General features: G+C 72.6%; 26 protein-coding genes. 11 read left to right on the forward strand and 15 right to left on the reverse strand.

Features of this window, described 5'->3' with window-relative positions:
* Positions 1-14: 14 nt before the first annotated feature.
* Complete coding sequence (locus L3i22_RS16005; protein ID WP_221327755.1) at positions 15-1124, forward strand: sugar-binding protein; 1110 nt, start codon at positions 15-17, stop codon at positions 1122-1124.
* An 80-nt stretch (positions 1125-1204) separates the two neighbouring features.
* On the opposite strand, the gene L3i22_RS16010 is transcribed toward L3i22_RS16005, so the two are convergent.
* The 4 genes from L3i22_RS16010 to L3i22_RS16025 form a co-directional block, all read right to left on the reverse strand.
* Positions 1205-1882, reverse strand: coding sequence for a SprT-like domain-containing protein (locus L3i22_RS16010; RefSeq protein ID WP_255658278.1), 678 nt, complete (start codon positions 1880-1882; stop codon positions 1205-1207).
* Between the two features lie 453 nt (positions 1883-2335).
* On the reverse strand, positions 2336-4345 hold the full coding sequence (locus tag L3i22_RS16015; protein WP_221327756.1) for a xanthine dehydrogenase family protein molybdopterin-binding subunit: 2010 nt from the start codon (positions 4343-4345) through the stop codon (positions 2336-2338).
* Between the two features lie 5 nt (positions 4346-4350).
* A complete protein-coding gene (locus L3i22_RS16020; protein ID WP_221327757.1) occupies positions 4351-5325 on the reverse strand; it encodes a xanthine dehydrogenase family protein subunit M in 975 nt (324 codons plus the stop codon).
* Entirely contained in the window at positions 5322-5810 is a 489-nt protein-coding gene (locus tag L3i22_RS16025; protein ID WP_221327758.1) for a (2Fe-2S)-binding protein, read from the reverse strand. Before L3i22_RS16025 ends, L3i22_RS16020 begins: the two co-directional genes overlap by 4 nt.
* A gap of 108 nt (positions 5811-5918) precedes the next feature.
* Here L3i22_RS16025 and L3i22_RS16030 point away from each other — a divergent pair, with 108 nt between their 5' ends.
* Positions 5919-6347: a DUF6010 family protein gene (locus tag L3i22_RS16030; protein ID WP_221327759.1), complete on the forward strand. Its 429-nt coding sequence runs from the start codon at positions 5919-5921 to the stop codon at positions 6345-6347.
* A gap of 250 nt (positions 6348-6597) precedes the next feature.
* Positions 6598-6792: a hypothetical protein gene (locus L3i22_RS16035; RefSeq protein WP_221327760.1), complete on the forward strand. Its 195-nt coding sequence runs from the start codon at positions 6598-6600 to the stop codon at positions 6790-6792.
* A 145-nt stretch (positions 6793-6937) separates the two neighbouring features.
* On the opposite strand, the gene L3i22_RS16040 is transcribed toward L3i22_RS16035, so the two are convergent.
* Positions 6938-7513: a TMEM175 family protein gene (locus tag L3i22_RS16040; RefSeq protein WP_255658279.1), complete on the reverse strand. Its 576-nt coding sequence runs from the start codon at positions 7511-7513 to the stop codon at positions 6938-6940.
* A 166-nt stretch (positions 7514-7679) separates the two neighbouring features.
* On the opposite strand from L3i22_RS16040, the gene L3i22_RS16045 reads away from it, so the two are divergent.
* A complete protein-coding gene (locus L3i22_RS16045) occupies positions 7680-9056 on the forward strand; it encodes an NAD(P)/FAD-dependent oxidoreductase (RefSeq protein ID WP_221327762.1) in 1377 nt (458 codons plus the stop codon).
* Between the two features lie 245 nt (positions 9057-9301).
* On the opposite strand, the gene L3i22_RS16050 is transcribed toward L3i22_RS16045, so the two are convergent.
* Positions 9302-10036 carry an SDR family oxidoreductase gene (locus L3i22_RS16050; protein ID WP_221327763.1) on the reverse strand — a complete coding sequence of 245 codons (735 nt, stop codon included), beginning with the start codon at positions 10034-10036 and terminating at the stop codon, positions 9302-9304.
* Positions 10037-10150: 114 nt separating this feature from the next.
* On the opposite strand from L3i22_RS16050, the gene L3i22_RS16055 reads away from it, so the two are divergent.
* The 5 genes from L3i22_RS16055 to L3i22_RS16075 all read left to right on the forward strand — a co-directional run bounded on the left by L3i22_RS16055 (position 10151) and on the right by L3i22_RS16075 (position 17335).
* Complete coding sequence (locus L3i22_RS16055) at positions 10151-11350, forward strand: DUF1800 family protein (RefSeq protein ID WP_221327764.1); 1200 nt, start codon at positions 10151-10153, stop codon at positions 11348-11350.
* Between the two features lie 11 nt (positions 11351-11361).
* Complete coding sequence (locus L3i22_RS16060; RefSeq protein WP_221327765.1) at positions 11362-12567, forward strand: DUF1501 domain-containing protein; 1206 nt, start codon at positions 11362-11364, stop codon at positions 12565-12567.
* Between the two features lie 89 nt (positions 12568-12656).
* Positions 12657-14513: a PAS domain-containing sensor histidine kinase gene (locus L3i22_RS16065; protein ID WP_255658280.1), complete on the forward strand. Its 1857-nt coding sequence runs from the start codon at positions 12657-12659 to the stop codon at positions 14511-14513.
* A 133-nt stretch (positions 14514-14646) separates the two neighbouring features.
* Positions 14647-15252 (forward strand): DivIVA domain-containing protein, encoded by a 606-nt coding sequence (locus tag L3i22_RS16070; RefSeq protein ID WP_221327766.1) that lies wholly within the window; start codon positions 14647-14649, stop codon positions 15250-15252.
* A 64-nt stretch (positions 15253-15316) separates the two neighbouring features.
* Positions 15317-17335 carry an ATP-binding protein gene (locus tag L3i22_RS16075; RefSeq protein WP_255658281.1) on the forward strand — a complete coding sequence of 673 codons (2019 nt, stop codon included), beginning with the start codon at positions 15317-15319 and terminating at the stop codon, positions 17333-17335.
* Positions 17336-17450: 115 nt separating this feature from the next.
* Here L3i22_RS16075 and L3i22_RS16080 read toward each other — a convergent pair whose 3' ends face one another.
* The 5 genes from L3i22_RS16080 to L3i22_RS16100 form a co-directional block, all read right to left on the reverse strand.
* On the reverse strand, positions 17451-18248 hold the full coding sequence (locus L3i22_RS16080) for a hypothetical protein (protein ID WP_221327767.1): 798 nt from the start codon (positions 18246-18248) through the stop codon (positions 17451-17453).
* Positions 18249-18356: 108 nt separating this feature from the next.
* The gene (locus L3i22_RS16085; RefSeq protein ID WP_221327768.1) at positions 18357-18956 is read right to left on the reverse strand and encodes a hypothetical protein; all 600 of its coding nucleotides are present in this window, start codon (positions 18954-18956) and stop codon (positions 18357-18359) included.
* Positions 18957-19069: 113 nt separating this feature from the next.
* Entirely contained in the window at positions 19070-20224 is a 1155-nt protein-coding gene (locus tag L3i22_RS16090) for an oxygenase MpaB family protein (RefSeq protein ID WP_221327769.1), read from the reverse strand.
* A gap of 203 nt (positions 20225-20427) precedes the next feature.
* On the reverse strand, positions 20428-21207 hold the full coding sequence (locus tag L3i22_RS16095; protein WP_221327770.1) for a (2Fe-2S)-binding protein: 780 nt from the start codon (positions 21205-21207) through the stop codon (positions 20428-20430).
* 180 nt (positions 21208-21387) lie between these two features.
* Entirely contained in the window at positions 21388-21915 is a 528-nt protein-coding gene (locus tag L3i22_RS16100; protein ID WP_221327771.1) for a hypothetical protein, read from the reverse strand.
* 170 nt (positions 21916-22085) lie between these two features.
* Here L3i22_RS16100 and L3i22_RS16105 point away from each other — a divergent pair, with 170 nt between their 5' ends.
* Positions 22086-23492 carry an NAD(P)/FAD-dependent oxidoreductase gene (locus L3i22_RS16105; protein WP_221327772.1) on the forward strand — a complete coding sequence of 469 codons (1407 nt, stop codon included), beginning with the start codon at positions 22086-22088 and terminating at the stop codon, positions 23490-23492.
* Here L3i22_RS16105 and L3i22_RS16110 read toward each other — a convergent pair.
* Genes L3i22_RS16110 through L3i22_RS16125 form a run of 4 tightly spaced genes read right to left on the reverse strand, consistent with a single transcriptional unit; the run spans position 23469 to position 25322 of the window.
* Positions 23469-24089 carry a TetR/AcrR family transcriptional regulator gene (locus L3i22_RS16110; protein WP_221327773.1) on the reverse strand — a complete coding sequence of 207 codons (621 nt, stop codon included), beginning with the start codon at positions 24087-24089 and terminating at the stop codon, positions 23469-23471. The two genes, L3i22_RS16105 and L3i22_RS16110, sit on opposite strands and share 24 nt — an antisense overlap.
* Positions 24086-24772 (reverse strand): DsbA family protein, encoded by a 687-nt coding sequence (locus L3i22_RS16115; RefSeq protein WP_221327774.1) that lies wholly within the window; start codon positions 24770-24772, stop codon positions 24086-24088. Before L3i22_RS16115 ends, L3i22_RS16110 begins: the two co-directional genes overlap by 4 nt.
* The gene (locus L3i22_RS16120) at positions 24772-24927 is read right to left on the reverse strand and encodes a hypothetical protein (RefSeq protein WP_221327775.1); all 156 of its coding nucleotides are present in this window, start codon (positions 24925-24927) and stop codon (positions 24772-24774) included. Before L3i22_RS16120 ends, L3i22_RS16115 begins: the two co-directional genes overlap by 1 nt.
* Positions 24928-24983: 56 nt before the next feature.
* Entirely contained in the window at positions 24984-25322 is a 339-nt protein-coding gene (locus tag L3i22_RS16125) for a nuclear transport factor 2 family protein (RefSeq protein ID WP_221327776.1), read from the reverse strand.
* A 79-nt stretch (positions 25323-25401) separates the two neighbouring features.
* Here L3i22_RS16125 and L3i22_RS16130 point away from each other — a divergent pair, with 79 nt between their 5' ends.
* On the forward strand, positions 25402-26235 hold the full coding sequence (locus tag L3i22_RS16130) for a MerR family transcriptional regulator (protein ID WP_221327777.1): 834 nt from the start codon (positions 25402-25404) through the stop codon (positions 26233-26235).
* The last annotated feature ends 23 nt before the right edge of the window (positions 26236-26258 follow it).

A 26258-nucleotide genomic window follows, 5' to 3' on the forward strand; every position in this document is an offset into this window, starting at 1 on the left:
GGGTATTAATTTCCATGCGTCGTAACTTTCTGATCAAGAGCGTTGCCGTCGGTGCGGCCGTCGCGCTCGCCATGACCGGCTGCTCCAGCGACCGTGAGGGCACCTCCAACGGTGACTCCGCCGCCCCGGCCGCGGGCTTCGCCAAGGACGCCCTGATCGGCGTGGCCCTGCCGTCGAAGACCTCGGAGAACTGGGTGCTCGCGGGTGACCTGTTCACCAACGGCCTCAAGGACGCCGGCTTCCAGTCCGACGTGCAGTACGCCGGCGCGTCGACCACGGTCGCCGACCAGCAGGCGCAGATCACCGCGATGGTGACCAAGGGCGCGAAGGTCATCGTCATCGGCGCGACCGACGCCGCCCAGCTGTCCACCCAGGTGTCGGCGGCCCACGCGGCCGGCGCGAAGGTCATCGCCTACGACCGCCTGATCACCAACACCGCGGACGTGGACTACTACATCGCGTTCGACAACTTCAAGGTCGGCCAGCTCCAGGGCCAGGCCCTGCTGGACGGCATGAAGGCCAAGAAGCCGACCGGCCCGTGGACCGTCGAGCTGTTCTCCGGCTCGCCGGACGACAACAACGCCGGAGTCTTCTTCAACGGCGCGATGGACGTGCTCAAGCCGCTGATCGACAAGGGTGACGTCGTCGTCGGCTCCGGCCAGAAGGACGTCAAGCAGACCGCGATCCAGGGCTGGAAGGCCGAGGGCGCGCAGAGCCGCATGGACTCGCTGCTGAACTCGACCTACAACGGCAGCAAGACCCTGGACGGCGTGCTCTCCCCGAACGACACCCTGGCCCGCGCCATCATCACCTCGGTCAAGGGTGCCGGCAAGCCGATCCCGGTCGTCACCGGCCAGGACTCCGAGGCCGAGTCGGTCAAGTCGATCATGGCTGGCGAGCAGTACTCCACGATCAACAAGGACACCCGCAAGCTGGTTGCCGAGACCATCAACATGGTCAAGACCCTGCAGACCGGTGCCACCCCGACCGTGAACGACGACAAGTCGTACAACAACGGCACCAAGGTCGTCCCGGCGTACCTGCTCCCGCCGGTCATCGTCACCAAGGCGAACGCCGCCGAGTCGTACGCCAACGACCCGAAGCTCGCGCCGCTCACCAAGTAAGACCGAGTAAGTAGATCGCGCAAGCGGGCGTCCCCGGGTTTCCGGGGGCGCCCGCTCCGTCTTATCCGGCGGCCGGCTTCTTATCCGGCGGCCGGCTCGACCATCGTGAACGGGGCGTTCAGCAGGCCCTTCGCCGTCCTGATCTGAAAGCGGGTGCGCCCCTGCTTGACGATCGTCCCGGTCAGCCCGCCGTACTTCCCGGCGCCGGTCAGCCGGACCTGGTCACCGATCCCGGGCTGACCGGAGGGCCGCGCGCCGCGCGACCGGATCCGGGTCAGCTCCGCCGCGTAGGCCGGGTGCAGCGCCGCCGGATGCCCCCGGTACGTCCAGGCGAACAGCGCGAACCGGTCGAACCGCGGCGAACACTCCCGGCACGACTTCACCCGGACCGGCTGCCGATGCGCGGTGGTGCGGTGACCGGACCGGCAGACCCCCAGCCAGGCCCCGTCCACCCGGGGCGCCTCGGCGGGCACACATCGCCGCCCCGAGCAGCCGATCCGGATCGCGGTGGCCCGCCACACCGCGTTGTGCCCGTGCCGCGGGCCGACCAGGGCGTGCGCGATCTCGTGCAGGATCGTCTCGATGACCTGCTCGGGCGCGTACAACTCGACCAGGGGGCGGGAGAGCCCGATCTCCTTGCGGTCGGCGCGGCACACACCGGCGCGGGTCTTGGCGTCGTCGAAGGTCAGGCGCCACGTGGTCAGGCCGTGCCGGGCCATCAGGGCGAGCGCCGTCTCCCGCGCGTCGTTCAGGTTCAACCGTGCTCCTCGTTGTCCTCCTAATCATGCCGCAGCCCTACGACAATCTCCCGGAGCAGCCATCCGGTCCGCGGCGGCCTCCTTCGCCCAGGGCGATGCCCGGAAACATCAAGATCAACTTCTTCATTGCCTACGCTGCGGCCAATAACTGATCGTCGCTCCCGCGGGGACCCTTCCGGGCTTCGCAGGGCGCGGGGCGCCCAGAACGCGAAGCCCTCCAGGGCGGCGTCCGAGGGTGGTTGCGGTTTCAAAGGACCCCCGCAAGCCGCCCGCCGGGTCAAGGCCCAGCCGCGCCTCCCGCTCCCGGCTGGTGCTGGGGGCTGCCTCCGGCACCCCGAAACAGCCCTGGCCGCCAGCCGAGTCCGCGACCGCCGCGCGCGCTGGGGTCGCGGCGTGGGTCGGGGCGGCGTGGGGGCCGGGATCGGCACGGAGGGCGGGGCTGTGCGGGTGTGGTCAGAGGAGTTTGTCGAGGCGGGCGGGGAGGTGGCGGATCCGGGTGCCGGTGGCGTGCCAGACGGCGTTGAGGATGGCGGCGGGGGAGCCGACGATGCCGACCTCGCCGATCCCCTTGCTGCCCATCGGGTTGAGGTCGTCCTCCGGGGCGTCGAGCCACCCGGCGTCGAACCACTCGACGTCGGCGTGCGTCGGGATGTGGTACTCCGCGAAGTCGTGGTTCACCCAGGTGCCCTGGGCCGGGTCCAGCACCGACTCCTCGTGCAGCGCCATCCCCATCCCCATGATCATGCCGCCGAGGAACTGGGACCGGGCGGTACGCGGGTTGAGGATGCGCCCGCCGTCGAACATCCCGAACAGGCGGGACACCCGGATCTCGCCGGTGACGGTGCTGACCCGTACCTCCGCGAAGTGCGCGCCGGAGGCGTGTCGCCCTTCCTTCTGCTCCCCGACCAGTTTCGTGGTGTCGAAAACGGCCACGTCCGCACCCGAGGAACGCAGCTCGCGGCAGGCCCCGGTGACCGCCCAGCCCCAGGACGCGCTGCCCGAGGAGCCGCCGGCGACCGAGGCCCGGGGCAGCGTGCTGTCGCCGATCAGGATGTGGATCCGCTCGATCGGCACGTCGAGCTCGTCCGCGGCGATCTGCGCGAGGATCGTCCGCGCGCCGGTGCCCAGGTCGGTGGCGGCGATCGCCACCTCGTACTCACCGTCGCCGAGTCCGCGCACCCGGGCGGTCGACGGCATCGCCATCGCCGGGTAGGTCGCGCCGGCCATCCCGGTGCCGGTCAGCCACTCGCCATCGGTGCGCTGCCGTGGCCGCGGATCCCGTCCCGACCAGCCGAACCGCTCCGCGCCGCCGCGCAGGCACTCGACGTAGCGGGGATTCTCCGGTGAGTTGCGGATCCGCAGCCCGACCGGGTCGACGCCGAGGCGGACCGCCAACTCGTCGAGCGCGCACTCCAGCCCGACCATCCCGGGCGCCTCGCCGGGCGCCCGCATCCAGCGCGGCGTCGGCACGTCGAGCCGGACGACCTGGTGACCGGTGCGCAGGTTCGGCACCGGGTACATGCTCCGGGTGACGACCGACGCCGACTCGACGAACTCGAACAGCCGGCTCGACTGCGTCCACGTCTGGTGATCGATCGCGGTCAGCGTGCCGTCCGCGGTCGCCCCGATCCGGAGCCGCTGGACGGTCGGCGCGCGATGGCCGACGACGCTGAACATCGCCTGGCGGGGCAGCGCCACCTGGACCGGCCGCCCGGTGACCAGTGAGCCGAGCGCGGCCAGCACGGCGTTCGGCCGGGCGCTGCCCTTGGCGCCGAAGCCGCCGCCGATGTGCTCGGCGACCACGTGGACCCGCTCGGCGGGCAGCCCGAAGATCGTGCCCAGGGTTTCCGCGATGCCGGACGGGTGCTGGTTGGCGTCGTACACCGTCAGGTCCGGACCGTCCCAGCGGGCGATCGTGGCGTGCGGCTCCATCGGGCTGTTGTGCACCGCCGGGGTGCTGTACGTGACGTCGATCGTCACCGGGGCGCCGGCCAGCGCCCGCGCCACGTCCCCGGTGTGCGACTCGGCGGGCACGCCCGGGACGACCGACTCCGGGGTGTACCGGTTCGGGTCGTCGGCGCGCAGATCGACCTCATGGTCGTCGACGGTGATGTCGAGCTGGATGTCCTGCGCGGCGCGGCGCGCGGCCTCCAGCGTGCCGGCGACCACCAGGGCGACCGGCTGGCCGCGGTAGCTGATCTGATCGGACCGCAGGACGGCGAGCTCGGGGTCGTCGGACGCCGCCAGGTGCGGGACGTTGCCGTGCCAGAGCACGACCAGCACGTCCTCGTCGGTGGGGTCGACCAGGACCGCGTCGAGCCGGCCACGGGCCACCGGGGACTGGACGATCCAGCCGTAGGCCATCCCGTCCTGGTGGTACTCCGCGGCGTACCGGGCCGCGCCGGAGACCTTCGCCGGCCCCTCCAGGCGCGCCACCGGTGCGCCGACGGCACGCGTCGCCATGCTCGTCATCGGACGTCTCCCGCCAGCGCGGCGAGCGTCGCCGCGGTCAGATTCCGGATCAGGACGATCTTGTACGCGTTGTCCCGCAACGGCTCCGCGTCCAGCAGCTCGGCGTCCGCCGCGGCCCGGAAGTGCTCCTCGGTCGCCGGCCGCCCGCGCAGCGTCTCCTCCGCGGCGAACGCCCGCCACGGCTTCGGCGCGACCGCCCCGAACGCCAGCCGCACGTCACGGACCAGGCCGTCTTCCACCCGCAGCGCCGCCGCGACGGAACCGACCGCGAACGCGAAGGACGCCCGGTCCCGCGCTTTCCGGTACCGCGAGCGGGCCGCGAACGGCAGCGCCGGCACGTCCACCGCGGTGATCAGCTCGCCGTGCTCCAGCACGGTGTCCCGCTCCGGGGTGTCGCCGGGCAGCCGGTACAGCTCGGTCACCGGGATCGACCGCGGCCCGGCCGGCCCGTCGACCTGGACGATCGCGCCGAGGGCCGCGAGCGCGACCGCCATGTCCGACGGGTGGGTCGCCACGCAGGCCGGCGAGCCGCCGAGGATCGCCAGGTTGCGGTGGTCGCCCTCGCGCGCCGGGCAGCCGGACCCGGGCAGGTGCTTGTTGCACGGCATCGTCGCGTCCATGAAGTACCGGCACCGGGTGCGCTGCAGCAGGTTCCCGCCGGTCGTCGCCATGTTCCGCAGCTGCCCGGACGCGCCGGACAGCAGGGCCTGACTGAGCATCGGGTAGGCGGTTCGCACCCGCTGATCGGCGGCAAGATCACTATTGCGTACGGCGGCGCCGATCCGGATCCCGCCGTCCGGGAGATCGGTCACCGCCCGCAGCGGCAGGGTGTTCACGTCGACGAGCACGTCCGGGGTGGCGACGCCGAGCTTCATCAGGTCGACCAGGTTCGTGCCGCCGGCCAGGAACACCGCGCCCGGTTCCAGTCCGGCGGCGGGGCCGGTGGCCGTACGGTAATCGAAGGTTTTCATCGGCCCGCCGCCTGCCGGATCGCCGGAACCATGTTCGGGTAGGCCCCGCAGCGGCACAGGTTGCCGCTCATCCGCTCGCGGATCTCGGCGTCGCTGAGCAGGTCGTCGGTCTCGGTCACCGCGCTCGGCCAGCCCTGGGCGGCCTCGTCGAGCATGCCGACCGCCGAGCAGATCTGGCCCGGCGTGCAGTACCCGCACTGGAACCCGTCGTGATCCAGGAACCCCTGCTGGACCGGGTGCGGCTCACCCATGTCGGCCAGCCCCTCGACCGTGGTCACCGCGGCGTCCTGCTGGGTGATCGCCAGGATCAGGCAGCTGTTGACCCGGCGGCCGTCGAGCAGGACCGTGCACGCGCCGCACTGGCCGTGGTCGCAGCCCTTCTTGGCGCCGGTCAGCCGCAGCCGCTCGCGCAGCGCGTCGAGCAGCGTGGTCCGCGGGTCCAGCCCGACGAGATGGTGCTGGGCACCGTTGACGGTGAGACGCATCCCCCGCCGATACCCGTCCACAGCGGGTTAAACCGGTTGGCCAGATCCCGTGGACACGGGGCATTCCGGCCACTGTTCGGGCCTGTCGATCCTTCCTAGATTCAGCCCATGTCTGTGCTAACGCCGCTGCTCATCGGGGTCGTCGCGGTCCTCGTCCTGTCGCTGGTCCCGGAACCGCACCGCCAGAAGATCAACGCGCTGGGGATCGCCGGGGCCGGCGCGGTCTACGTCAGCGGCGGCGGTTTCGGCCGGTGGGAACTCGCGTTCACCACGGTCATGACCGTCGTCGCCTATCTCGGGCTGCGCGGCTGGCGGTGGATCGGGGTCGGCTGGCTGCTGCACACCGGCTGGGACGTCCTGCACCACCTCAAGGGCAACCCGATCCTGCCGTTCGCGCACGACTCGTCGTTCGGCTGCGCGATCTGCGACCCGGTGATCGCGCTGTGGTGCTTCACCGGCGGCCGATCGTTGCTGGTCAGGCATCGTCCTCGGGCTCGTGCGGGCGCCGGGCTGCCTGATTCGCCACGTCCGGAATGATGTTGCTGTGATCGGCCTTGCCGGTCCCGTCCGCCGCGACATCCGGATGCACGGACCGCCGGTGGCCCTCGATCTCGTCGTCGGCGAAATCGGTGTGACAGAGGTTGCAGTTAGCCATCCCTCCACCGAACCAGACAACCCGGCCCGATGCCTCCTCTATCGGCCGTTCCCACCCAGATCTTTCGGCCTGCTCCCCGTTCGGGCGGCCGTTCGCCACGCGCCCCGAAAATCGCGGTCATAGGGTCAGGGCGTGGAAGCGCGGCAAGCGAGAGCCAACGTCGCGCGTTTCGTGGGCAACGGCGCGCTCGGGCTCGGCTTCGCCGTCGCGCTCGCGGCGGCGCTCTTCGGGATGGGCACGCCGATCGCGCCCTACGTCCTCGCCGGCCTCTTGGTGATCACGGGCGTAGGACTGCGGCTGGAAGGGGCGATCCTGGATCGCGGCTGACCGCGGGTCTCCGATGACCCGCACCTCAACTGCCGCCGCGAGCGGGCGCCTCGACGTCATTGTCTGGAGTGGATTGAACTTTTCCGGCCGGAATCCGTTGGAAGAATTGTCCGGGCGCGTGTGTCCCCAGCACCGCGCCCGGGCTTCAGGACGGGGCCTCGACGACCCGGGCGATCCGCGGGTCGGGGACGATCCACAGGACCGCTACGCCCGCGAAGCAGGCCAGCGCGACCCACACCGGGACCGGTGCCAGTGCGCTGAGCAGCCCGACCAGCAGCAGCGCCGTGGACACCTTGCCCTTGCGGTCGCGGCCGACCGCCCGGCGCAGCGGCGAGTCCGGTCCCTGGTGGCGCATCGCGACCGCTTGCAGGACGAAGTAGCCCGCGGCGGCGGCGAGCAGGTTTACGCCGTAGACGAAGACCGGGGTGTGCGCGAAGCGGGACTCGTCGACCCATGCGGTCGTGAACGGCAGCAGCGAGAGGGCGAACAGGAGCCCGAGGTTCGCCCACAGCACGCCCCCGTCCACCTGCTTGATCAGGTGAAACAGGTGGTGATGGTTGGTCCAGTAGATGCCGACGTAGACGAAGCTCAGCAGATACGTGAGGAGCCCGACCCCGGAGCTGCGGGCCAGGTCGGCGAGGCTGTGCCCGTCCGGGACCTTCAGCTCCAGCACCATGATCGTGATGATGATGGCGAGCACGCCGTCGCTGAGCGCCTCCAACCGGCCGGTCCTCACCGTGCTGCCGTCCGGCGCGGGGTCGTCAGGATCTGGCTCATGGTTCCTCCCCGGGGTGCGGTGTGGTCACGAGCTGAGACCGGACAGCCCCCGGATCTGTGACGTGGCGGACTCGCTGTCACAGATCCGGGGGCTGTCCGGTCCTTCTGGTGTGCGAACGATTCTGGTGGTCGGCGGCGGGTACGCCGGGTTCTACACAGCGTGGAAGCTGGAGAAGAAGCTCCGGCGCGGCGAGGCACGGGTCATCGTCATCGACCCGCGGCCCTACATGACGTATCAGCCGTTCCTGCCGGAGGTGCTGGCCGGCTCGGTGGAGGCCCGGCACGCCGCGGTCTCCCAACGGCGACACCTCAAGAAGACCAAGATCATTTCCGGTACGGTGGTGAAGATCGACCACGCCTCGCGAAGCGTGACCGTGCGCCCGGCCGAAGGACCCGAGTACGCCCTGGCCTACGACACGATCGTGGTGACGGCCGGCGCGGTCACCCGCAAGCTCGCCATCCCGGGCGTCGTCGAGCAGGCGATCGGTCTCAAGCACGTCGAAGAGGCCGTCGCGATCCGGGACCAGCTGCTCACCGCGTTCGACCGGGCGTCGACGCTGCCGCCCGGCCCGCGCCGGCGACGGCTGCTGACCGTCACGTTCGTCGGCGGCGGGTTCTCCGGGGTGGAGGGCTTCGGCGAGCTGTTGTCGCTGGCCACCGCGCTGGTGAAGAAGTATCCCGAGCTCGACCCGGCCGAGGTCGGTTTCCACCTGGTCGAGGCGCGGGACCGGATCCTGCCCGAGGTCAGCGAGAAGCAGGGGCGGTGGGTGGTCCGGGCGCTGGAGAAGCGCGGCGGCCACGTGCACCTCGGGGCGCTGGTCCGGTCCGCGCAGGACGGGCACGTGGTGCTGTCGACCGGGGTGGAGTTCGACTCCGACCTGATCGTGTGGACCGCGGGCAACGCGGCGAACCCGATGGTGCACAACCGCACCGACCTGCCGATCGACGCGCGCGGGCTGCTCGTGGTCCGGGCCGACCTGCGGGTCGGCACCGCGGACGCGCCGGTCCCGGACGCGTGGGGCGCCGGCGACGACGCGGCGGTGCCGGACCTGGCGCTCGGCGACGGGACGGCGACCGTGCCGAACGCGCAGCACGCCGTCCGGCAGGGCAAGCTGCTGGCCCGGAACCTGCTCGCCGACCTGCGCGGCGGCCGGGTCCGGGAGTACGTGCACCACAGCCTCGGCACCGTCGCCACGCTCGGCCTGGGGATCGGGATCTTCGAGTGGCGGGGGCTGGTGGTCAAGGGGTTCCCGGCGTGGCTGATGCACCGGGGTTACCACGTGCTCGCGGTGCCCAGCTGGGAGCGGAAGTTCCGGGTGCTGGCGATCTGGCTGATCGCGGCGGTGTTCGGGCGGGACATCGTGTCGCTCGCCTCGGTCCAGCACCCGCGGCACGCCTTCGTCACCGGCGGCGACCCGGCGGTCCTGACGATCGCGCCGGAGCCGGTCACGGATGCGGCCGAGCCGCTTCCGGATTTCGTGGGATAGGCCGACCGGTCCGCGATTTCGGGTTTTGTGGGGTAAACCGTGCCCACCCTCGGACGTCGCCCTGTAGGGTCTCGCGTTCTGGGCGCCCCGCGCCCTGCGAGGCCCGGAAGGGTCCCCGCGGGAGCGACGATCTGTACCCCGGCGGACCGGGGCAATGAAGATCTTTAATGGTTTTTTCTTGGTCGCATTGAACGGCCCGCTCCGGAGAGCGGGCCGTTTTTGCAGGTCAACCAGCTAGGAACAGGTCAGCCGGCTAGGAACGTGCGGAAGTCGGTCTTGGCGAGGTGGGCGCCCGGCTTGGCGATGATCGCGTCGCCGGCGACCGCGGCGAACATGCCGGCGGCCGGGTCGAGGACGACGGTTCGCTTGTCGTCCTTGGCCGCGAGGTAGACGCGGCCCAGCTCGTCGAGGGTGAAGACCTCCGGACCGGCGACGTCGCGGGTCGCGTTGAGCGGTGCGCCCGCGGCCACCTCGGCGACCGCCCGGGCCACGTCCGCCGAGGCCATCGGCTGGATCGGGGTGGCCGGCAGCCGGACCGTGTCGCCGTCGGTGGTCCAGGACAGGACCGCGCCGACGAACTCGAAGAACTGGGTGGCCCGGACGATCGACCACGGGATCGGCCCGGCCTTGAGGATGTCCTCCTGGAGCACCTTGGCCTGGTAGTAGACCAGGTCCGGCACCAGCTCGGCGCCGACGATGGACAGGATGACGGCGTGGCCGACCCCGGCGTCCTTCGCGGCGGCGAGCAGGGTGTCCATCGTGGCGCGGAAGAACTCGGGGGACGCCTCGTCGAAGGTCGGCGAGTTGGTCAGGTTGACCACGACGTCCGCGCCGGTCAGCGCCGCGGCCAGGCCCTTGCCGGTGAGCAGGTCCAGGCCGGTCGACGGGGAGTGCGGCACGGCCTCGTGCCCGGCGGCGTCGAGCAGGGTGACGACCTGCGAGCCGATCAGCCCGGTGCCCCCGATGACGGCGATCTTCATGGTGGTGCCTCTCTGTTGGGTTCACCGGCTATGACCGGACAGCCCCCGGATCTGTGACAGGTTCCGGATGCCGCGCTTACACGGGCCTTACACGGCGGGCCTAGCGTCGCCGCCATGACCGAGCGCACCCGGGTGTCGCACCTGCTCCGAAGGCTGACCTTCGGCCCGACCGCGGGCGAGGTGGACGCCGCGGTGAAGGTGGGCTTCGACGCCACGCTGCGGACGTTGATCCGCCCGCCGGGGCCGGTGCCGGAGCCGGAGCTGGGCGCCGAGCCCGACCCGAAGGACCGCCAGGCGCGGCAGAAGCAGGCGGCCGCGGCGCTCCGGTGGTGGCTGGGGCAACTGGCCGCCGGGGGAGCGGCGGAGAAGCTGACGTTCTTCTGGCACGGGCACTGGGCGACGAGCGTGCAGAAGGTGCGGTCGGGGCGGCTCATGCTCGGGCAGCTGGCGACCTTCCGGAAGTACGGCTTCGGGGACACGTCGCCGCTGGTCCGGGCGATGCTCCGGGATCCGGCCCTGATCCTGTGGCTGGACGGGCAGAAGAACACCCGCCGGGCGCCCAACGAGAACCTGGCCCGGGAGCTGATGGAGCTGTTCACGCTCGGGATCGGGGCGTACACCGAGGCCGATGTGAAGGCGGGCGCGAAGGTGCTCACCGGCTGGCGCGTAGACCGTAAAACCGGAAAGTCGGTATTTGTCGATAAAAAGGGTGCGGACGGGCCGGTCACGCTGCTCGGGCGGACCGGCACGTTCGACGTGGACGACTACGCCGGCCTGCTCGTCGACCACCCCGCCCACCTGCCGTTCCTGGCCCACCGGCTGTGGATCCGCTACGCCTCGGCGACCGCGCCCTCCGAAGCGGCCGTCGCCCGGATCACCGCCGCCGGGCGGAACGCCTCCGCCCTGCTCACCGCGCTGTGCGGCGATCCGGAATTCGAGGGCACCAACGGAACCCTGGTGAAGCAGCCGGTCGAGTGGCTGATCGGCGCCACCCGCCAGCTCGGCCTCCCGGTGCCCCAGCAGGCCCTGGCCGACCTGCGCGGACTCGGCCAGGTGCCGATGCGCCCGCCGTCGGTCGGCGGCTGGCCGGTCGGCGTCGCCTGGCTGACCACGTCGGCCACGGTGGCCCGGCTGCGCGCCGCGCAACGGCTCGCCGCCGCGGCGAAGACCGAGGTCAAGGATCCGGAGGCGCTGGCGAACCTGCTGGTCGTCGACGGGTGGAGCGACCGCACGCTGGCCGTGCTGCGCGGCGTCAAGGATCCGCGGAAGCTGCTCGCGATCGGCCTGGCCAGCCCCGAGTACACGGTTCACTGAGAGGGGTTGGGATGGACACGCTCACCCGCCGCCGGTTCCTGATCGCCAGCGGAGTCACCGTGGCGGCCGGGGCTGCCGCGTACGGCATCACCGATCTTCTGAAATCCGCCGGGGAACGCGATCCGGCGGCGAAAGTGCTGGTCCTGGTCACGCTCTACGGCGGGAACGACGGACTCAACACGCTGATTCCGTACGGCGATCCGGCCTACGCCACGGCCCGCGCGGACCTGGCCTACGACCCGGACAAGCTGCTGCACCTGGACGACCACTTCGCCCTGAACCCGGGCCTGACCGGCCTGCACCAGCTCTACCAGCGCGGCGGACTGGCGATCGTCCGGGGCGTCGGCTACCCGAAACCGGACCGCAGCCACTTCCGCTCGATGGACATCTGGCAGACCGCGCAGCCGCAACGGCCGGGCACCACCGGCTGGCTCGGCCGCTGGCTGGACGCCGCGGGCGGCGATCCGCGGCTGGCGGTCTCGTTCGAGCCGGTCCTGCCGCCGCTGCTGGCCGGCGCGACAAGTGCCGGCGCGACCGTGCCGGGCGGCAAGCTGACCCTGCCCGCCGTGATCACCCCCGCCCAGGTCGAGGCGCTGGGCGGGCCGGTGCCCGGCGAATCGCCGGCCCGGGCCCGGGCCGCGGCCTGCTTCGCGGACCTCATGCGGGTCCAGGACCTGATGGACGACACCATCGCCGAGGACGACGGGGCCGAGGACGACGACGCCCCGGCGACCGCGACCGGCGGCAGCGCCCCGCCGCTGGACCAGCAGCTCGCGCTGGTCGCCCGGTGCGTCGAGGCGGGCGTGCCGACCCGGGCCTACTCGGTCTCGCTCGGCGGCTTCGACCTGCACGCCGGCGGCCGGGACGCGCAGCAGTCGATCCTGGCCCGCCTGGACCGGCCGCTCGCCGCGTTCCAGCAGCGGATGGCCGGCAAGGGGGTGGTGGTCGCGGTCTACTCCGAGTTCGGCCGGCGGGTGCGGGCGAACGCCTCGGACGGCACCGACCACGGCACCGCCTCGGACCTGTTCCTGCTGGGGGACGGGGTGACGGGTGGGATGTACGGCGAGGCCCCGAGCCTGACCGACCTGGACGACGGCGACCTGAAGTACACCGTCGACTTCCGGGACGTGTACGCGGCGTTGCTGCACGACGTCCTCGACGGCGATCCGGCGCGTACCCTGGACGGCTGGGGCGGCCGTCTGGAAAAGGCGCTCTGAACTGTTCGTTCGTTGCTGTCGGGCAACTTCCGGCGAGGCCGGGCCCAGACTGGCGTGGGACAGTTCCGGCGTAGCGGAAAGGCTGCCCGATGGGGAAGCCAACGGCAACGGCACCGGACGTACGTGGGCGGCTGCGCACGCTGTACGTCCTGGTCTCGATGGTGTCGGTCACCGGGCTGGCCGTCGTGTCGGCGCTCCTGCCGGCGCGGACGCTGATCTTCGGCATGGTCGCGATCGGGCCCGCGCTGGCCGCGCCCGCGGCGAGTCCGGCCGCTGTGCTCGGGGTGGGTGGCTATGCGCTCGCGGCCGGCTTCGCGGTCTCGACGGCACAGGGCCTGCTCGGCACCGGGGCGCAGGTGGCCCGGCTCGGCTTCGTTGCGATCGCGACCGGGATCTGCTGGTTCCTGGCCCTGCACCATCGCCGCATGCTGCGGGTCTCGGCCGGGTCGGCACGGGAGCGGGAGATGCTGGGCGCGGTCGCCGAGCAGTCCGGCGACGCGATCATCGCCAGCACGCTCGACGGCCGGATCCTCGCCTGGAACGGCGGCGCCGAACGGATCTACGGGTGGACGGCGGCCGAGATGCTCGGCCGGTCGTTCGGCGAGATCCTCCCGGCGGATCGGGGGTCGGCGCTCGAGGACACCCTCGCCGAGCTGGCGCTGGGCCGCCGGATCCACCTCGACGAGACCCGCCGGATCCGCAAGGACGGCACGGCGTTCCTGGTCTCGGTGGACGTCTGGCCGGTCCGCGACGGGAACGGGATCGTCGTCGCGGCGGCCGCCACCGAGCGCGACATCACCGAGGAGAAGCAGGCCCGGGACCGGTCCGCGCGGACCGACCGGCTGGAGAGCCTGGGCCAGCTCGCCGGCGGGGTCGCGCACGACTTCAACAACCTGCTCGCGATCATCCTGAACTACGCGGACTTCCTCGCCGACGAGGTCACCGGGGCGGCCGCCGACGACCTGTCGCGGATCCGCAACGCCGCTGACCGGGCCAAGTCGCTGACCGGGCAACTGCTGCTGTTCGCCAAGGGCGAGCCCACCCAGGTGGAGATCATCGATCTGAACCGGGTGGTCACCGAGGCCGACGAGCTGCTTGGCCGGACCATCGGCGAGAACGTCCGGCTGATCTGCCGCCCGGCGGACGGGCTCATGCCGGTCCGCGCCAACCGCGGGCGGCTCGACCAGATCCTGCTCAACCTGGTGATCAACGCGCGGGACGCGATGCCCGAGGGCGGCGTCGTGGTGGTCGAGACCGACTACCTGGAGCTGGGCGCCGAGCCGGCCGCGCCGCTGCCGCCCGGCCGCTATGCCCGGCTGACGGTCAGCGACACCGGCTGCGGCATGACGCCCGAGGTTCGCGACCGGCTCTTCGAGCCGTTCTTCACCACCAAGACCCCCGATCGAGGTACGGGGTTGGGCCTCGCCACGGTCTACGGCATCGTCGGCGACGCGGGCGGCTCGATCGGCGTCGACTCGGCGCCCGGCATCGGCACCACGTTCCGGATCCTGCTGCCGGCCGCGACGTCCCAGGTGGAGGCGCCGGCCGGGCCGTCCGGCGAGCCGGCGCAGGGGCACGGCGAGCTGGTCTTGGTGGTCGAGGACGACGACTACGTCCGCGATCTGGTGATCCGCATCCTGCGGGACCACGGCTACCGGGCCACCGCGCTGGGCGAGTCGCTGGCCGGGATGGACCTGGACGACGTCGCGCTGGTGATCACCGACGTGGTGATGCGCGGCCGCTCCGGCCCGGCCCTGGCCGCCCGGCTCCGCGCCCGCCGGCCCGACCTGCGGGTGCTGTTCATGTCCGGCTACAGCGACGCCGAGGTGCGCGGGGAGTACGGCGTCAGCCCGGAGATCCCGATCCTGCAGAAGCCGTTCACCGCCGTCGAACTGCTCACCGGAGTGGGGGACGCCCTGTCGGCGGCTCACGCAAACGGGGCTTGACGTGCACACGATGTTGACATTGACTCGTCGGGCCGGGTGTACTTCCTTCCGACGCTGACCGGGCTCAATCGGATCACCGTCTTCGTCGCCGCCAATGTGGGAACGTGCACAGGCTCAGGAAGGTGGTACCGCCATGGGGCTGAGTCCGGCGGAGATCGACCGCGTCGCGTTCCGGCGCCCCCGTCCGGGTACGAACGGCTACAGCGAGGACCAGGTCGACGCGTTCCTCGACGACGTGGCCGGCGAGATGCGCCGGCTCGAGGCGGAGAACCGGGCGCTGAGCGAACGGCTCGCCCCGGACGATCCCGAAGACCTCGCCGAGCGGGTCCGTCGCGCCGAACTGGACCGCCTGCGGGCCGAGGAGCACGCCCGGGCGCTGCGCGACGAGCTCGCGTCGGCCAGACAGTCGGCCGGGCCGCCGGCCAAGTTGGACAACCCGCACATGCTGGAGCTGGCCCAGCGCAACGCCGACGAGTACGTCGCCGAGGCCCGCCGGGAGGCGGAAACCCTGCTCGAGCAGGCCGGTGCCAAGGCCGCGCACCTGCTCAGCGACGCGCAGCTGCGGGCCTCCACGATCGTGGCCGACGCGCGGCACGCGCACGCCGAGGCGATCGCCGGCATCGAGGCACAGCGGACCGCCACCCTCGACGAGCTCAGCGAGCTGGCCGCGCTGGCCGAACGTCAGCGGGCGTCGGTCCGCGGCGACATCACCGGCCGCCTGGGTGAGTTCACCGCCTGAAAAATCCGGGTCAATTTGTTGCAGACCGGCAAATACCACAGTTTTTTCGGCGCACACTTTTCTGGTGACGGTGAACGGAATGGTCGCCGGCCCGGCATGGACGGCGTCCCTGAACAGTGCGGCGCTGCTGGACAGCGTGCAGGAGGCGTTCCTGGCGGTGGACTCCGCCGGCCTGGTGCGCGGAGTCAACCGGTCGGCCCAGGAACTGCTCGGCTTCCCGGCCGAGGAGATCTGCGGCCGCCATATCGACGACACGCTGCGCCCGGAGCACGACGGCCCGACCGAGCCCGCGCTGGCCCGGCTGTTCGCCTCCGCCCCGCAGCGCCCGGTCGGGCGGGAGATCCGGGTCCGGCACCGGGACGGCCACCCGATGGCGGTCCGCGCCACGGTGTCGGTGATCCCGGCGGCCGGCGGCCCGGTCGCCTGCATCTTCCTCACCGACCTGTCCGGCCAGGCGGACGCGGAGGAACGCGCCGACCGCAACGACAGCTTCCTCGCCGCGCTGCTGGACAGCCTGTCGGTGGGCGTCACCGCCTGCGACGACGCCGGCCGGCTGGTGGTGCTGAACCGGGCCGCCCGGGACGACCTCGGGCTGCTCGCCGACGGCCCGGTCCCGCAGCCCGGCGCGATCACCGCCGGTGCGGTCATCCGCGACGACCGTGCGACGCCGCTGGACTGGGAGCAGACACCGCTGGCCCGGGCCTCCCGGGGCGAGCACGTCGACGTGACCGACGTGGTGGTCGAGGTGCCCGGCCGCAGCGCCCGGACGTTCGCCACCACCGCCCGGCCGATCCACGGCCCGGACCGGCGCCAGGTCGGCGCCGTCGCGGTGGCCCAGGACGTCACCGCGGTCCGCCGCCTGGAACGCTTCCGGGTCTGCCAGGACACCATCGACCAGATCCTGACCTCGTCCACGTCGATCGCCGAGGTGACCCCGGCCGTGCTGCGCGCCGTGGCCGGCACCCTGGGCTGGCCGGGCGCCGAGCTGTTCCTGCTCGACGAGGCGTCCGGCGTGCTGCGGCCGGCCGGGCACTGGGGCTCCGGCGACGAGATCTTCGGGCACCAGCCGATCTACGGCCAGGCCCTGACCGGGCGGGTCTGGGCGACCGGGCAGCCGATCCTGGTCCCGGACATCACCTCGCGGCGCGACCGGTTCACCGGGTACGAACGGGACCGGATGGAGGCCTGCCTGCGGAACGGGGTGCGCACCGCGCTGGCCGTCCCGGTCCGTGACAGCGGCACCCTGCTCGGGGTGCTGACCTGCTACGCCGCCGCCCCGGAACGGCACGAGGACCAGCTCGTGGTGCTGCTCAACGGGGTCGCGGCACAGATCGGCGCGTGCGTCGCGCTGCGCCGGTCCGAGCAACTCGCCCGGCAGCTCAGCCAGGTCCAGGAGGACTTCATCAACCTGGTCGGGCACGAGCTGCGGACCCCGCTCACCTCGATCACCGCGAACGCCCGGATGCTGGCCGAGGACGCCGGCCTGCTCGACGAGGAACATCGGCAGATGGTGACCGCTATTGATCGCAACGCGGGCATCCTGCAGAGCATCGTCGACGCGCTGCTCGACCTGGCCCACCTGGACTCCGGGCACAGCGACGTCCGGCTCGGCATCGTCGACCTGGCGGCGATCGTCGCCGACGCGATCACCGTGGCCCGGCACCCCGCGGCCGACGCCGGCGTGCGCCTGGAGGCCTGTCTCCCGGCCCGGCTGCCGATCGCCGGCGACGCCGCCCGGCTCCGGCAGGTCGTCGACGACCTGCTGGCCAACGCGATCCGGTACAGCCGGCCGGGCGAGCCGGTGCGGATCACGCTGATCGAGGACACGATCGCGGTCCGGCTCTGCGTGATCGACCTCGGCATCGGGGTGCCGGCCGGTGAGCACGGCCGGGTCTTCGACCGGTTCTTCCGCGGCAGCAACGTCCGCCACCACGGCATCGCCGGGCACGGGCTCGGCCTCAGCCTGGCCCGGGCGATCATCCGCCTGCACCACGGCACAATCTCGCTGTCCGACAACGATCCCACCGGCACGGTGGTCTGCGTGACGCTTCCGCTGCTCGCGGGACCGGATTCGGCACCCTGACCGTCCGCCGCCCGGAAGGATGACGGGTGTGCTGCTGCAACGCTGGTTCGCCGACCGCGGGGGTCTCCTCGATGGTGGTCAGCGCCGAGCAGGCCGCCCAGCTCTGCGCGGCGGCCTATCGACCTCGGCCGCGAGCCGCGACCCGGAGTGCGCGGGGAGGCAGCCGGACGCCGCCCAGAGTGTGGAGCGCGGCCGCCCCACGCCGCCGCGGCCGAACACCGGCCCGGGTGCCGGCAACCGCTGCGTCCAACGCGGCCACCTCGGCCTCGATCTCGGCATCGTCCTGGTCGCCGATCGTGGCCGCGGCCTCCTCGTCGGCCGCGGCTTCCGGGTCGGCCGCCGGCTCCGGGGTCGCCGCGTCGTCGGCTGCGGGCTCCGGGTCGTCGCCGGCGTCCGGGGCCTGCGGCGCGGCCGGCTCGCGGACCTGGATCTCGATGGTGTCGCGGGTCCGGACCTCGGCCTCGGCGAGCGGCGCGGCCAGCAGGAACGCCTCCGGCAGCCCGGCCGGCAGCGCCTCCGCGGCGACCCCGGCGGGCTCCGGCGTGAAGAGCATCTTCGCCGCACCCAGGTTCGCGGCGGCGAACAGCGCACTGACCGCGGCCAGGATCGGCGACGCGCTGACGGACGTGGCGACCAGCACCCCGGTCGCCGCCGCGGTGGCCAGCGCGGTCGTCGCGCCGGCCTGCCGGATCCGCTGCGTGCCCCGGGCCCCGATCAGGAACGCGGCCGCCGCGGCCGCCGACCCGAGCACCGCGGAAACTCCCCACACGGTGGCGATCGGCCAGATCGGCCCGACCGGGTAGTCCCCCTCGGAGAGGAAGAACAGCAGGAACGGCGCCCCGACCAACGCGGTCATCAGGAACACGACCGCGTCGACGGTGAGCACGATGGCCCCTCCGGTGATCGCGTCCATCCTGCGTGCCCAACCAGTGCTAACCATGGTGACCGCCCTCCCCGCGAGCTTTGATCAGGCACCGTACCTTATCGATCCGGTAACAGCTGCCGGGGATCGCGAGCCTGATCAATCTCCGACAAGCCGCCCTGCCGCCCGCGCGCGACCGCGGGCGTCCTGGATCCCGGCCGCGACCGCCGCGTACAGCGCGGCGCCCGAACCGACCCCGGCGATCAGCCCGACCACCCCGTCCGAGGCGCCGAGCCCGTGCGCCACGAAGCCGGCCACCCCGAGCAGTGTCATCGCCGCGCCCAGCCAGTGATAGACCGGCATCCGCCACGCCCAGGCCAGCGGGAAGAAGTGCACGCCGACCACCACGGCGACCCAGGCGACCGCGACCTCCGGCGCCGCCAGGACCTGATTGATCACGTAGAGCCCGCCGAACAGCGCGACGACCTCACCGGCCACCGCGTACCAGTACCGCCGGTCGGTGAACCCGACGACGTCGCCCGGCCGCGCCCCCACCGTCGCCAGGCGCGCCACCCGCAGCACCCCGGCGAACAGCGCGACCGCCACCAGCACCCCGGCCACCCGGATCACCAGCGGCCACGGGCCGGCCAACCCGCCACTGTTGACCATCACGAACACCGTGCCGAAGCTGAGCGCGATCATCGAGCCGGTCAGCAGCCCACTCGGCCGTCGGCGCACATCGCTGGTTGTCCCCGTCATGCGGACATCCTGCCGTCACCGGACATTCCGCGCTGTCCCGTCGGCCGCCGGCGCCGCTCGGCCGTCGCCGGCGAGGCTCGGCCGCCGTCGGCGACGCTCGGCCGCTGCCGGGGTCAGGGTGGGAGCTCGGCGCCCCAGCGGGCGAACTGCGCGCGGGCCTGCCGCTCGCCCCGGGTGAGCAGCCGCGCGCGTCCGCCGGGCAGGCGGCCGAGACCGTGGCTGAGCAGCAGGTTCACCCCGAGCCGGGACAGGCCGTACCACGGTGGACGGTGCGGGAGGCCCAGATCGCGCATCGCCGCGCGGCCGAGCAGCCAGGTGCTCACCGAGAGGGCGCGTTCGCGCTCGTAGCGGCGCCGCCAGCCGTGCGTGACCTCGTCGGTCATGGTGATCAGCGCGCGGGCCAGGGCGACACTGTTCGCGTCCGGCGGCGGATCGTGGGCGAGGAAGTGGTAGAGCAGCCGCCGACCCTGGCGCTCGGTGTGCGGCAGCCACCGCTCGTCGACGCCGAGCAGCCAGCCGACGTAGCACCAGAGGTGCATCACCGCCCGCGCGTCGTCCCGGGAGACGCGCACCCCGAGCAGCCGGAGGTGCAGCAGGAAGCTGGTCGAGAAGACGCCCAGCGTGCTGGCCTGGTCGTACTGGTTGATCGGGGTGCCACGGCCGGCGTGATCCCAGCCGGGGTCGTCCGTGAGCGAGGCGTTGACGAGGGCGTGCATCACCCGTACGTGCAGGGTGGTCCGGAATCCGGCGCCGTCCGGCGCCAGACCGCCCGGCGCGGTGACCGCACGCCACCAGATCGACGTCTCCCGGATCCGCCGCAGCGTCTCGCCGCCGGTCAGCCGGCCGGTCCGGACCAGCGGTTCGAGGGCCGCACCGGTGCGGTACCCGCCGAGCAGCGAACCGTAGGCCAGGACCAGCCCGGCGTCCATGCCGAACGCCCGGCAGGCCTCCGCCCCACGGGCGAGAAGATCGTCATCGACCCATCCGGGCCGCTTCCGGACCGCGGCGAGAAAGGCGGCGAAGATTTCCGGTACGTCGTCAGCCGGCCCCGCCGCGATCATCCGATGCAGGTCGCGACTGGTCAGCGACGGCGACTCCCGCACCGCCCGGACCAGCGCCGCGGCCGGTTCGTCGCACCGGCTCAGCCCGGCCTGGAGAGCGGCGATCTCCGGCCCGGTCGGTTCCGCGCCCGGCCCGGCGAGCAGCCGCAGCGGCCGGGCCGCGCGCTCGCCCCACGCCCGGTCCGCCCCGAACCTCGTCGGCACCATGCCCCGACCATAGGCACTCGGCGGCGCCAGCGGGAGAGCCGCGGCGCCCGGTGCTCGGGCAGCGGAAGCGGGAGAGCCCGCGGCGCCCGGTGCTCGGGCAGCGGAAGCGGGAGAGCCCGCGGCGCCCGGTGCTCGGGCAGCGGAAGCGGGAGAGCCCGAGCCCGCGGCATCCGGTGCTCGACAGCGGCAGCGGGACCCGTGCGTCAGGTCGGCCGGTTCAGCACCGAGCGCCAGTACCGCTGCCGGTCCTCGGGCGGCGTCAGCACGCAGTCGCCGCAGGTGCCGCCGCCGGGCACCCGGTAGTACAGGCAGCAGTTGCGCCGGACCAGGAACCAGCGTTCCCGCCCCGGATCGGGCCGGATCAGGTCCGCGGTGGCGCGCAGCGGCGGCCGGCACAGCGTGGCCTCGACGATCTCGGCGGCCCGCGCCGCGTGTTCGGGCGTCAGGTCCGCGATCATGCCGGCCGCGCCGCCCAGCGCCGAGGCGACGTTGCCCCACAACACGTGCGGCGACAGCGCGAACCGGCTGCGGAACACCTCGAGCAGCGGCTGGACCAGGCCGAACGTGGCGGTCTCGGTGAGCCGGTCGGCGATCACGTGGGACGGCTCGCCCGCGCAGGGGATCGAGGTCAGGTCCCGGTAGGCGATCGGAATCGGACCGCCGGGCACCGGCCGCCACCACAGCCGCGAGATCGCCGGCACCGGCAGGGCCTGGCCGGCGGCCGCCGCGCCGAGCAGGGGCGAGAGGAGCCGCGAGGCGAGCCCGAGAAAGGTGATCGACGCGACCGCGCGCTCCTCGATGGCTTCCCGATCAAGACCGGACATCCGTACGAGGGTGTTGCGCGCCGTCTCGACCCGGGCCGCGACCATCCGCTCGTCGAGCAGCGCGCTCAGCGGGAGCCACCCCGGTTCCGCGTCCCAGGGCTCCCACTCGAAGTAGGGGCCCAGCCGCGACGCGACTCGCAGCGCCTCCACCGATCCCACGCGGCCCAGCCTAGACGCCCGGTCCACGCCGAACGCCAACCCCCGGGATCAATACGACGACGATCCGCGCTCGCCGGACCGGCAGTCCGCCGTGGCCGGGGTTGACGACCTGCTCCGCCGTACGCCGCAGGAATTGACCGCAAGGGGAAGCGGCCGGGAGTTGAGCGGATGGTTGTCGGGTCAGCGGTCGCAGGCCTGGTCGGCGGCGGAGCGCCAGTCCTTCTCCGGGACCACGTGCTGCTCGGTGTAGCCGGTGACGGTCAGGACCTCGCCGGGCGCCATGGCGCGCAGCTGGGCCAGCGTGAAGGTCAGGCTGCCGGGGTTCGACAAGCCGCCGGACAGGTAGTACTCGACGCCGTCGCGCAGCTCGGGCAGGGTGTCGCGCTGGTTCAGCCACTCGGGTGGCGTTTCCAGCAGGGTGATCCGGGCGGGCGCCTCGACGGTGCTCACCCGGATCGTGCTCGACGGCAGCGGGCTGGTCGGCGCCTCGACGGACCACTCCACCCGCGTCGCGGGCGGTGCGGTGCTCGTGCCGCTCTCCCAGAGCGTCACGTAGTCGATCCCATCGCGGGCGCACTCCGCGATCAGGACGGTCGGCTTGCCGTCGGCCATCACCAGTGCGAAGTACGGATTCGCCTTGGGCCCGCAGGCGGTGAGGGAGAGCAGGCCGGCCACGCCGAGAAGCAGGCCCGCCCATCGCTTCGACATATGAACCCCCGTGAATATCGATCGTCCTCGCCGACGCTAGGGCCGCCCGGGGCGACGCACGGTGACGATCGGCTCACGAAAGGATCACGACCGCGGACGTCTCCGGGCGGCCGTCACGCGGCGCGCCGGAAAGATATGGTGAGGACTCCTAATTGGAACGGGGGCCATCCATGTCAGTCGCGAGCCGGTTCGCCGAGATCTCGACGTCCGCGCAGCCGACCGGCGCGCGGGTCCTGTTCCGGCAGGTGATCGTGCTGGGCGGGAGCGTGGCCGGGCTGATGGCCGCCCGGGTGCTCAGCGATCACGCCGAGTCGGTGCTGATCGTGGAGCGCGACGACCTCGCCGCGCTCGACGCCTCGGACGAGCAGATCGCCGCCGACCCGATCGGCGCGGTCGGCCCGCGGCCCGGCGTGCCGCAGGGCAGCCAGGTGCACGCGCTGCTGCCGTCCGGGCAGATGCAGCTGGAGCGGTGGTTCCCCGGGTTCGGGCAGCAGGCGCTGGCCGCCGGCGCGATCGACCCGCCGCTCGGGACGAACCGGTTCTACATGGACGGTGAGCTGCGCGACGACCCGCCGACCGGGCCGGCCGCGCAGGCGCTGATCTCCAGCCGGCCGTTCCTCGAGGCGCTGATCCGGAACCGGGTGCTGGCGCTGCCGAACGTCCGGACCGTCGTCGGCCGGGGTGAGGACCTGCTGATCGAGGACGGCACGGTGACCGGGGTGGTGGTCGACGGCGTCGCCGAGTCCGCCGACTTCGTGGTCGACGCGACCGGGCGATCGAGCCGGCTGGGCGACTGGCTGGAGGCGGCCGGCTTCCCGAAGCCGCCGATGCAGCGGATGGGCATCAAGCTGAACTACGCGACGAAGCTGTTCCGGCGGCCGGCCGACGCGCCGGTGTGGACGTGCATCTCGATCGCGAACCCGGGCCCGGGCAAGACCGCGCGGATCGGCGGATTCACCCCGATCGAGGGCGACCGCTGGACGATGCTGGTCTCCGGGTACGCCGACGACCGGCCCGGCCGCGACGACGAGGAGTACCGCGAGCGGTGCGTCCGGGACTTCCCGGCCGACTTCGGCGACGTCGCGACGACGGCCGGCTCGGCCGGTGCGGTGGTCACCTACCACCAGGCGGACAGCCGGCGCCGGGACTTCCACACGCTGCGCCGGTTCCCGGCCCGGCTGGTCGCCGCGGGGGACGCGGTGGCCTCCTTCAACCCGGTCTACGGCCAGGGCATGACCTCGGCGATGCTGCACGCGTCCTGCCTGTCGGAGTACCTGCGCGGCAACCCCGACCTGGCGAAGCCGGCCCTGTCCTACTTCGCCGACGTGAAGGTCGTGGTCGACGCGGCCTGGCAGGTCTCCACGATGGCCGACCTGGCGCTGCCGCACGTGGACGGCCCCTACCCGCGCGGCTACAAGATGATCCAGTGGGCGAGCGGGCTGATCTTCAAGGCGTCGATGCGGGACCCGGCGGTCAACCAGCGGCTCGGCCAGGTCACCACGATGCTCGCGCACCCCAGCGCCCTGACCAGCCCCGGTTTCCTGATCCGGGCCCTAGCCGTCGGAGCCCGTGCGTAGGGTGTGCAGCCCGTCCAGCAGGAAGCGCAGGCGGCGCTGATAGTCCGCCCGGGTCTGCTGGCTGCAGGCCTGGACGATCGCGCCGCGCTCCAGGATCAGGTAGTTGAGATCCTCGGGCGTGAGGTCGGCGCGGATCACGCCGGCCGCCTGCGCGTCCCGGAGCAGGCCGAACGCGAACTCCTGCGCCTTCGCGCACAGGTGCAGCAGCGGCTCGGAGTCCGGCAGCGCGCGGATCAGCACGTCGTTGGCGGCCGGCTCGTCGTACTGCAGCAGCCACATGCCGAGCAGGTACTCCTCGAACCGGGCGAGCGGGTCGCCCCGCTCGCCGGCCGCGGCGATGATGCCCTGGATCCGCTCGGCGACCAGCTCGTCGACGACCGCGTCGATCAGGCCGCGGCGGCTGCCGAACCGGTGGTAGATCGTGCCCTTGCTGACCCCGGCCGCCCGGGCGACCTCGTCCAGCGGGGTGGTCAGGCCGCCCGAGCGGAACACGTCGAGGGCGGCCCGGCGGATGCCCTCGACGTTGCGCCGGGCGTCGGCGCGCCGCGGCCGGTCCGGCCCGACCGGGCTTGCCGAGTCGCTCGCCGGCTCGCTCATGCCGGCTGGGCGGCGCGGTCCTGCCAAGCTTTGTCCAGCACCTGCCGGAACGCCTCGATCGGCTGGGCGCCGGAGATGCCGTACTTGTTGTCGAAGACGAAGAACGGGACCCCGGTGATCCCGTACGCCTGGGCCTGCGCGATGTCGGCCCGGATGTCGCCCTCGAACGCGCCGTTCGCCAGCGCCTCGACCGCCTTCGCCCGGTCCAGCCCCAGCTCGGCGGCGAGGTCGGCGAGCACCTCGTGGTCGGCCAGGTTGAGCCCGTCGGTGAACTCGGCCTTGAACAGCCGCATCACCATGTCGTGCTCGCGGCCGGCCGCCTTCGCCAGGTGGATGATCCGGTGCGCGTCGAGGGTGTTCACCATGATCGAGTCCTCGAACCGGTAGTCCAGCCCGGCCGCCGTGCCCTGCGCGGTCAGGTGGGCGTGCGACGCCTCCAGCTGGGCGGCCGGCATCTTGTAGTTCTGCGCCAGGTACTCGTCGGCCTTGATCGCCTCGCCGACCGGGAAGCCCGGGTTCAGCTGGAAGCTGTGATACCGGACCTCGACGGCGGAACCGTGCGGGAACTGCTCGATCGCCTGCTGCAGGACGCTGTCGCCGAGGTAGCAGAACGGGCAGACGACGTCGCTCCAGACGTCGATGACGATCGGCTCGGCCGTCCGGCCGAAAACGCTGGCGGTCATCAGTTGCACACCCCATCCACGTCGCACACGCCGGCGCCGTCCGCCGACTCCAGGAAGATCAGTGCCGGAACGACCGGCGCGGGCTGCTCGATCGCCGGGGCGTCCGGCTGCTCGGCGACCGGCTCGGCGGTGGCCGGCAGGGAAGTTGACTCCATGGTCAAGAAGCTAGCAACAACTTGACCCTACCGACAAGAACGGTGCGGCGAACGTCTCAGCCGATCGTCAGCCCGGCGATCCGGCCGTCCCGGAGGGTGAAGTGCTCGTCGACGTCGGCCACGCCACCCGGGAAGTCGCCCCGCAGGCGGACCGCGACGACCCAGCCGTCCGCGCCGTCCGGGCGGATCCCGGTGACCTCGGCGGTGTACGTGTACTTCGCCGCGACCTCCGCCCGCCAGGCGCGGATGGCGGTGTGGCCGACCCGGGTGCGGCCCTCGTCGACGACTGTCGCGTCCGGGGTGAACGCCTGGACGACGGCGTCGGGGCTGCCGCCGCTGTCGGCGGTCAGGTAGGCGCGGACGGGGGCGGGCAGGGTGCTCAGATCGATGCTCATCGGGCCATCGTGCGAGCTCCCGGCACGGGAGGGTCAAGCGCTGGACTCTCCCCCTGGGGGAGGGGCGAGGATAGGGCCCATGGCCGCCCTGCTGACCGTCGGTGAGTTCGCCCAGCTCACCCACCTGAGCATCCGGACCCTGCGCCGCTATCACGACTCCGGGCTGCTCACCCCGGCCCGGGTCGACGAGGCCACCGGGTATCGGTACTACGACGCCGGGCAGATCCCGGCCGCCCAGGTGATCCACCGCCTGCGCGAGCTGGACCTGCCGCTGGCCGAGGTGCGTCAGGTGCTGGCCACGCCGGACCAGGAGGAGCGGGCCGGCCTGATCGCCGCGCACCTCCGGCGGCTGGAGGACCAGCTGGAGCGCACCCGGGCGGCCGTCGCGTCGCTGCGGCAGTTGCTGCGGCCGCCGGCCACCGACCTGCCGGTGCGGGTCCACCGGGTCGGGGAGACGACGGTCGCCGGGATCGGGGCGGAGGTCGTGCTCGGCGACGTGCTCGCCTGGTATGCGGGGGCGATGGCCGAGCTCGACGCCGTGGTGGTGGAGCCGGCCGGGCCGCCCGGCGGGTCGTACGACAACGAGCTGTTCACCGACGGCCGGGGGCACGCCCTGGTCTACCTGCCGAGCGCCGCCCCGCCGTCGACCGGGCGGGTGCGACCGGTCGTGCTGCCGGCCGCGGAGCTGGCGGTCGCCACGCACGCCGGGGATCACGACACGATCGACGTGACCTACGGACGGCTGGGCCGGTGGGTCGCCGAGCATTCCCTCGCCGTGGGCGGCCCGGTCCGGGAGCACTACCTGTGCGGCCCCCGGGACACCGCGGACGCCGCGTCGTGGCGCACCGAGATCGCCTGGCCGGTCTTCGCGGCCGCCCCTCAGGCGTCCCCGACGCCCGGCAGCGGGATGTAGTGGCCGTTTCTCAGGCGTCCCCG

The organism is Actinoplanes sp. L3-i22 (genome assembly GCF_019704555.1).
Lineage (GTDB): Bacteria > Actinomycetota > Actinomycetes > Mycobacteriales > Micromonosporaceae > Actinoplanes.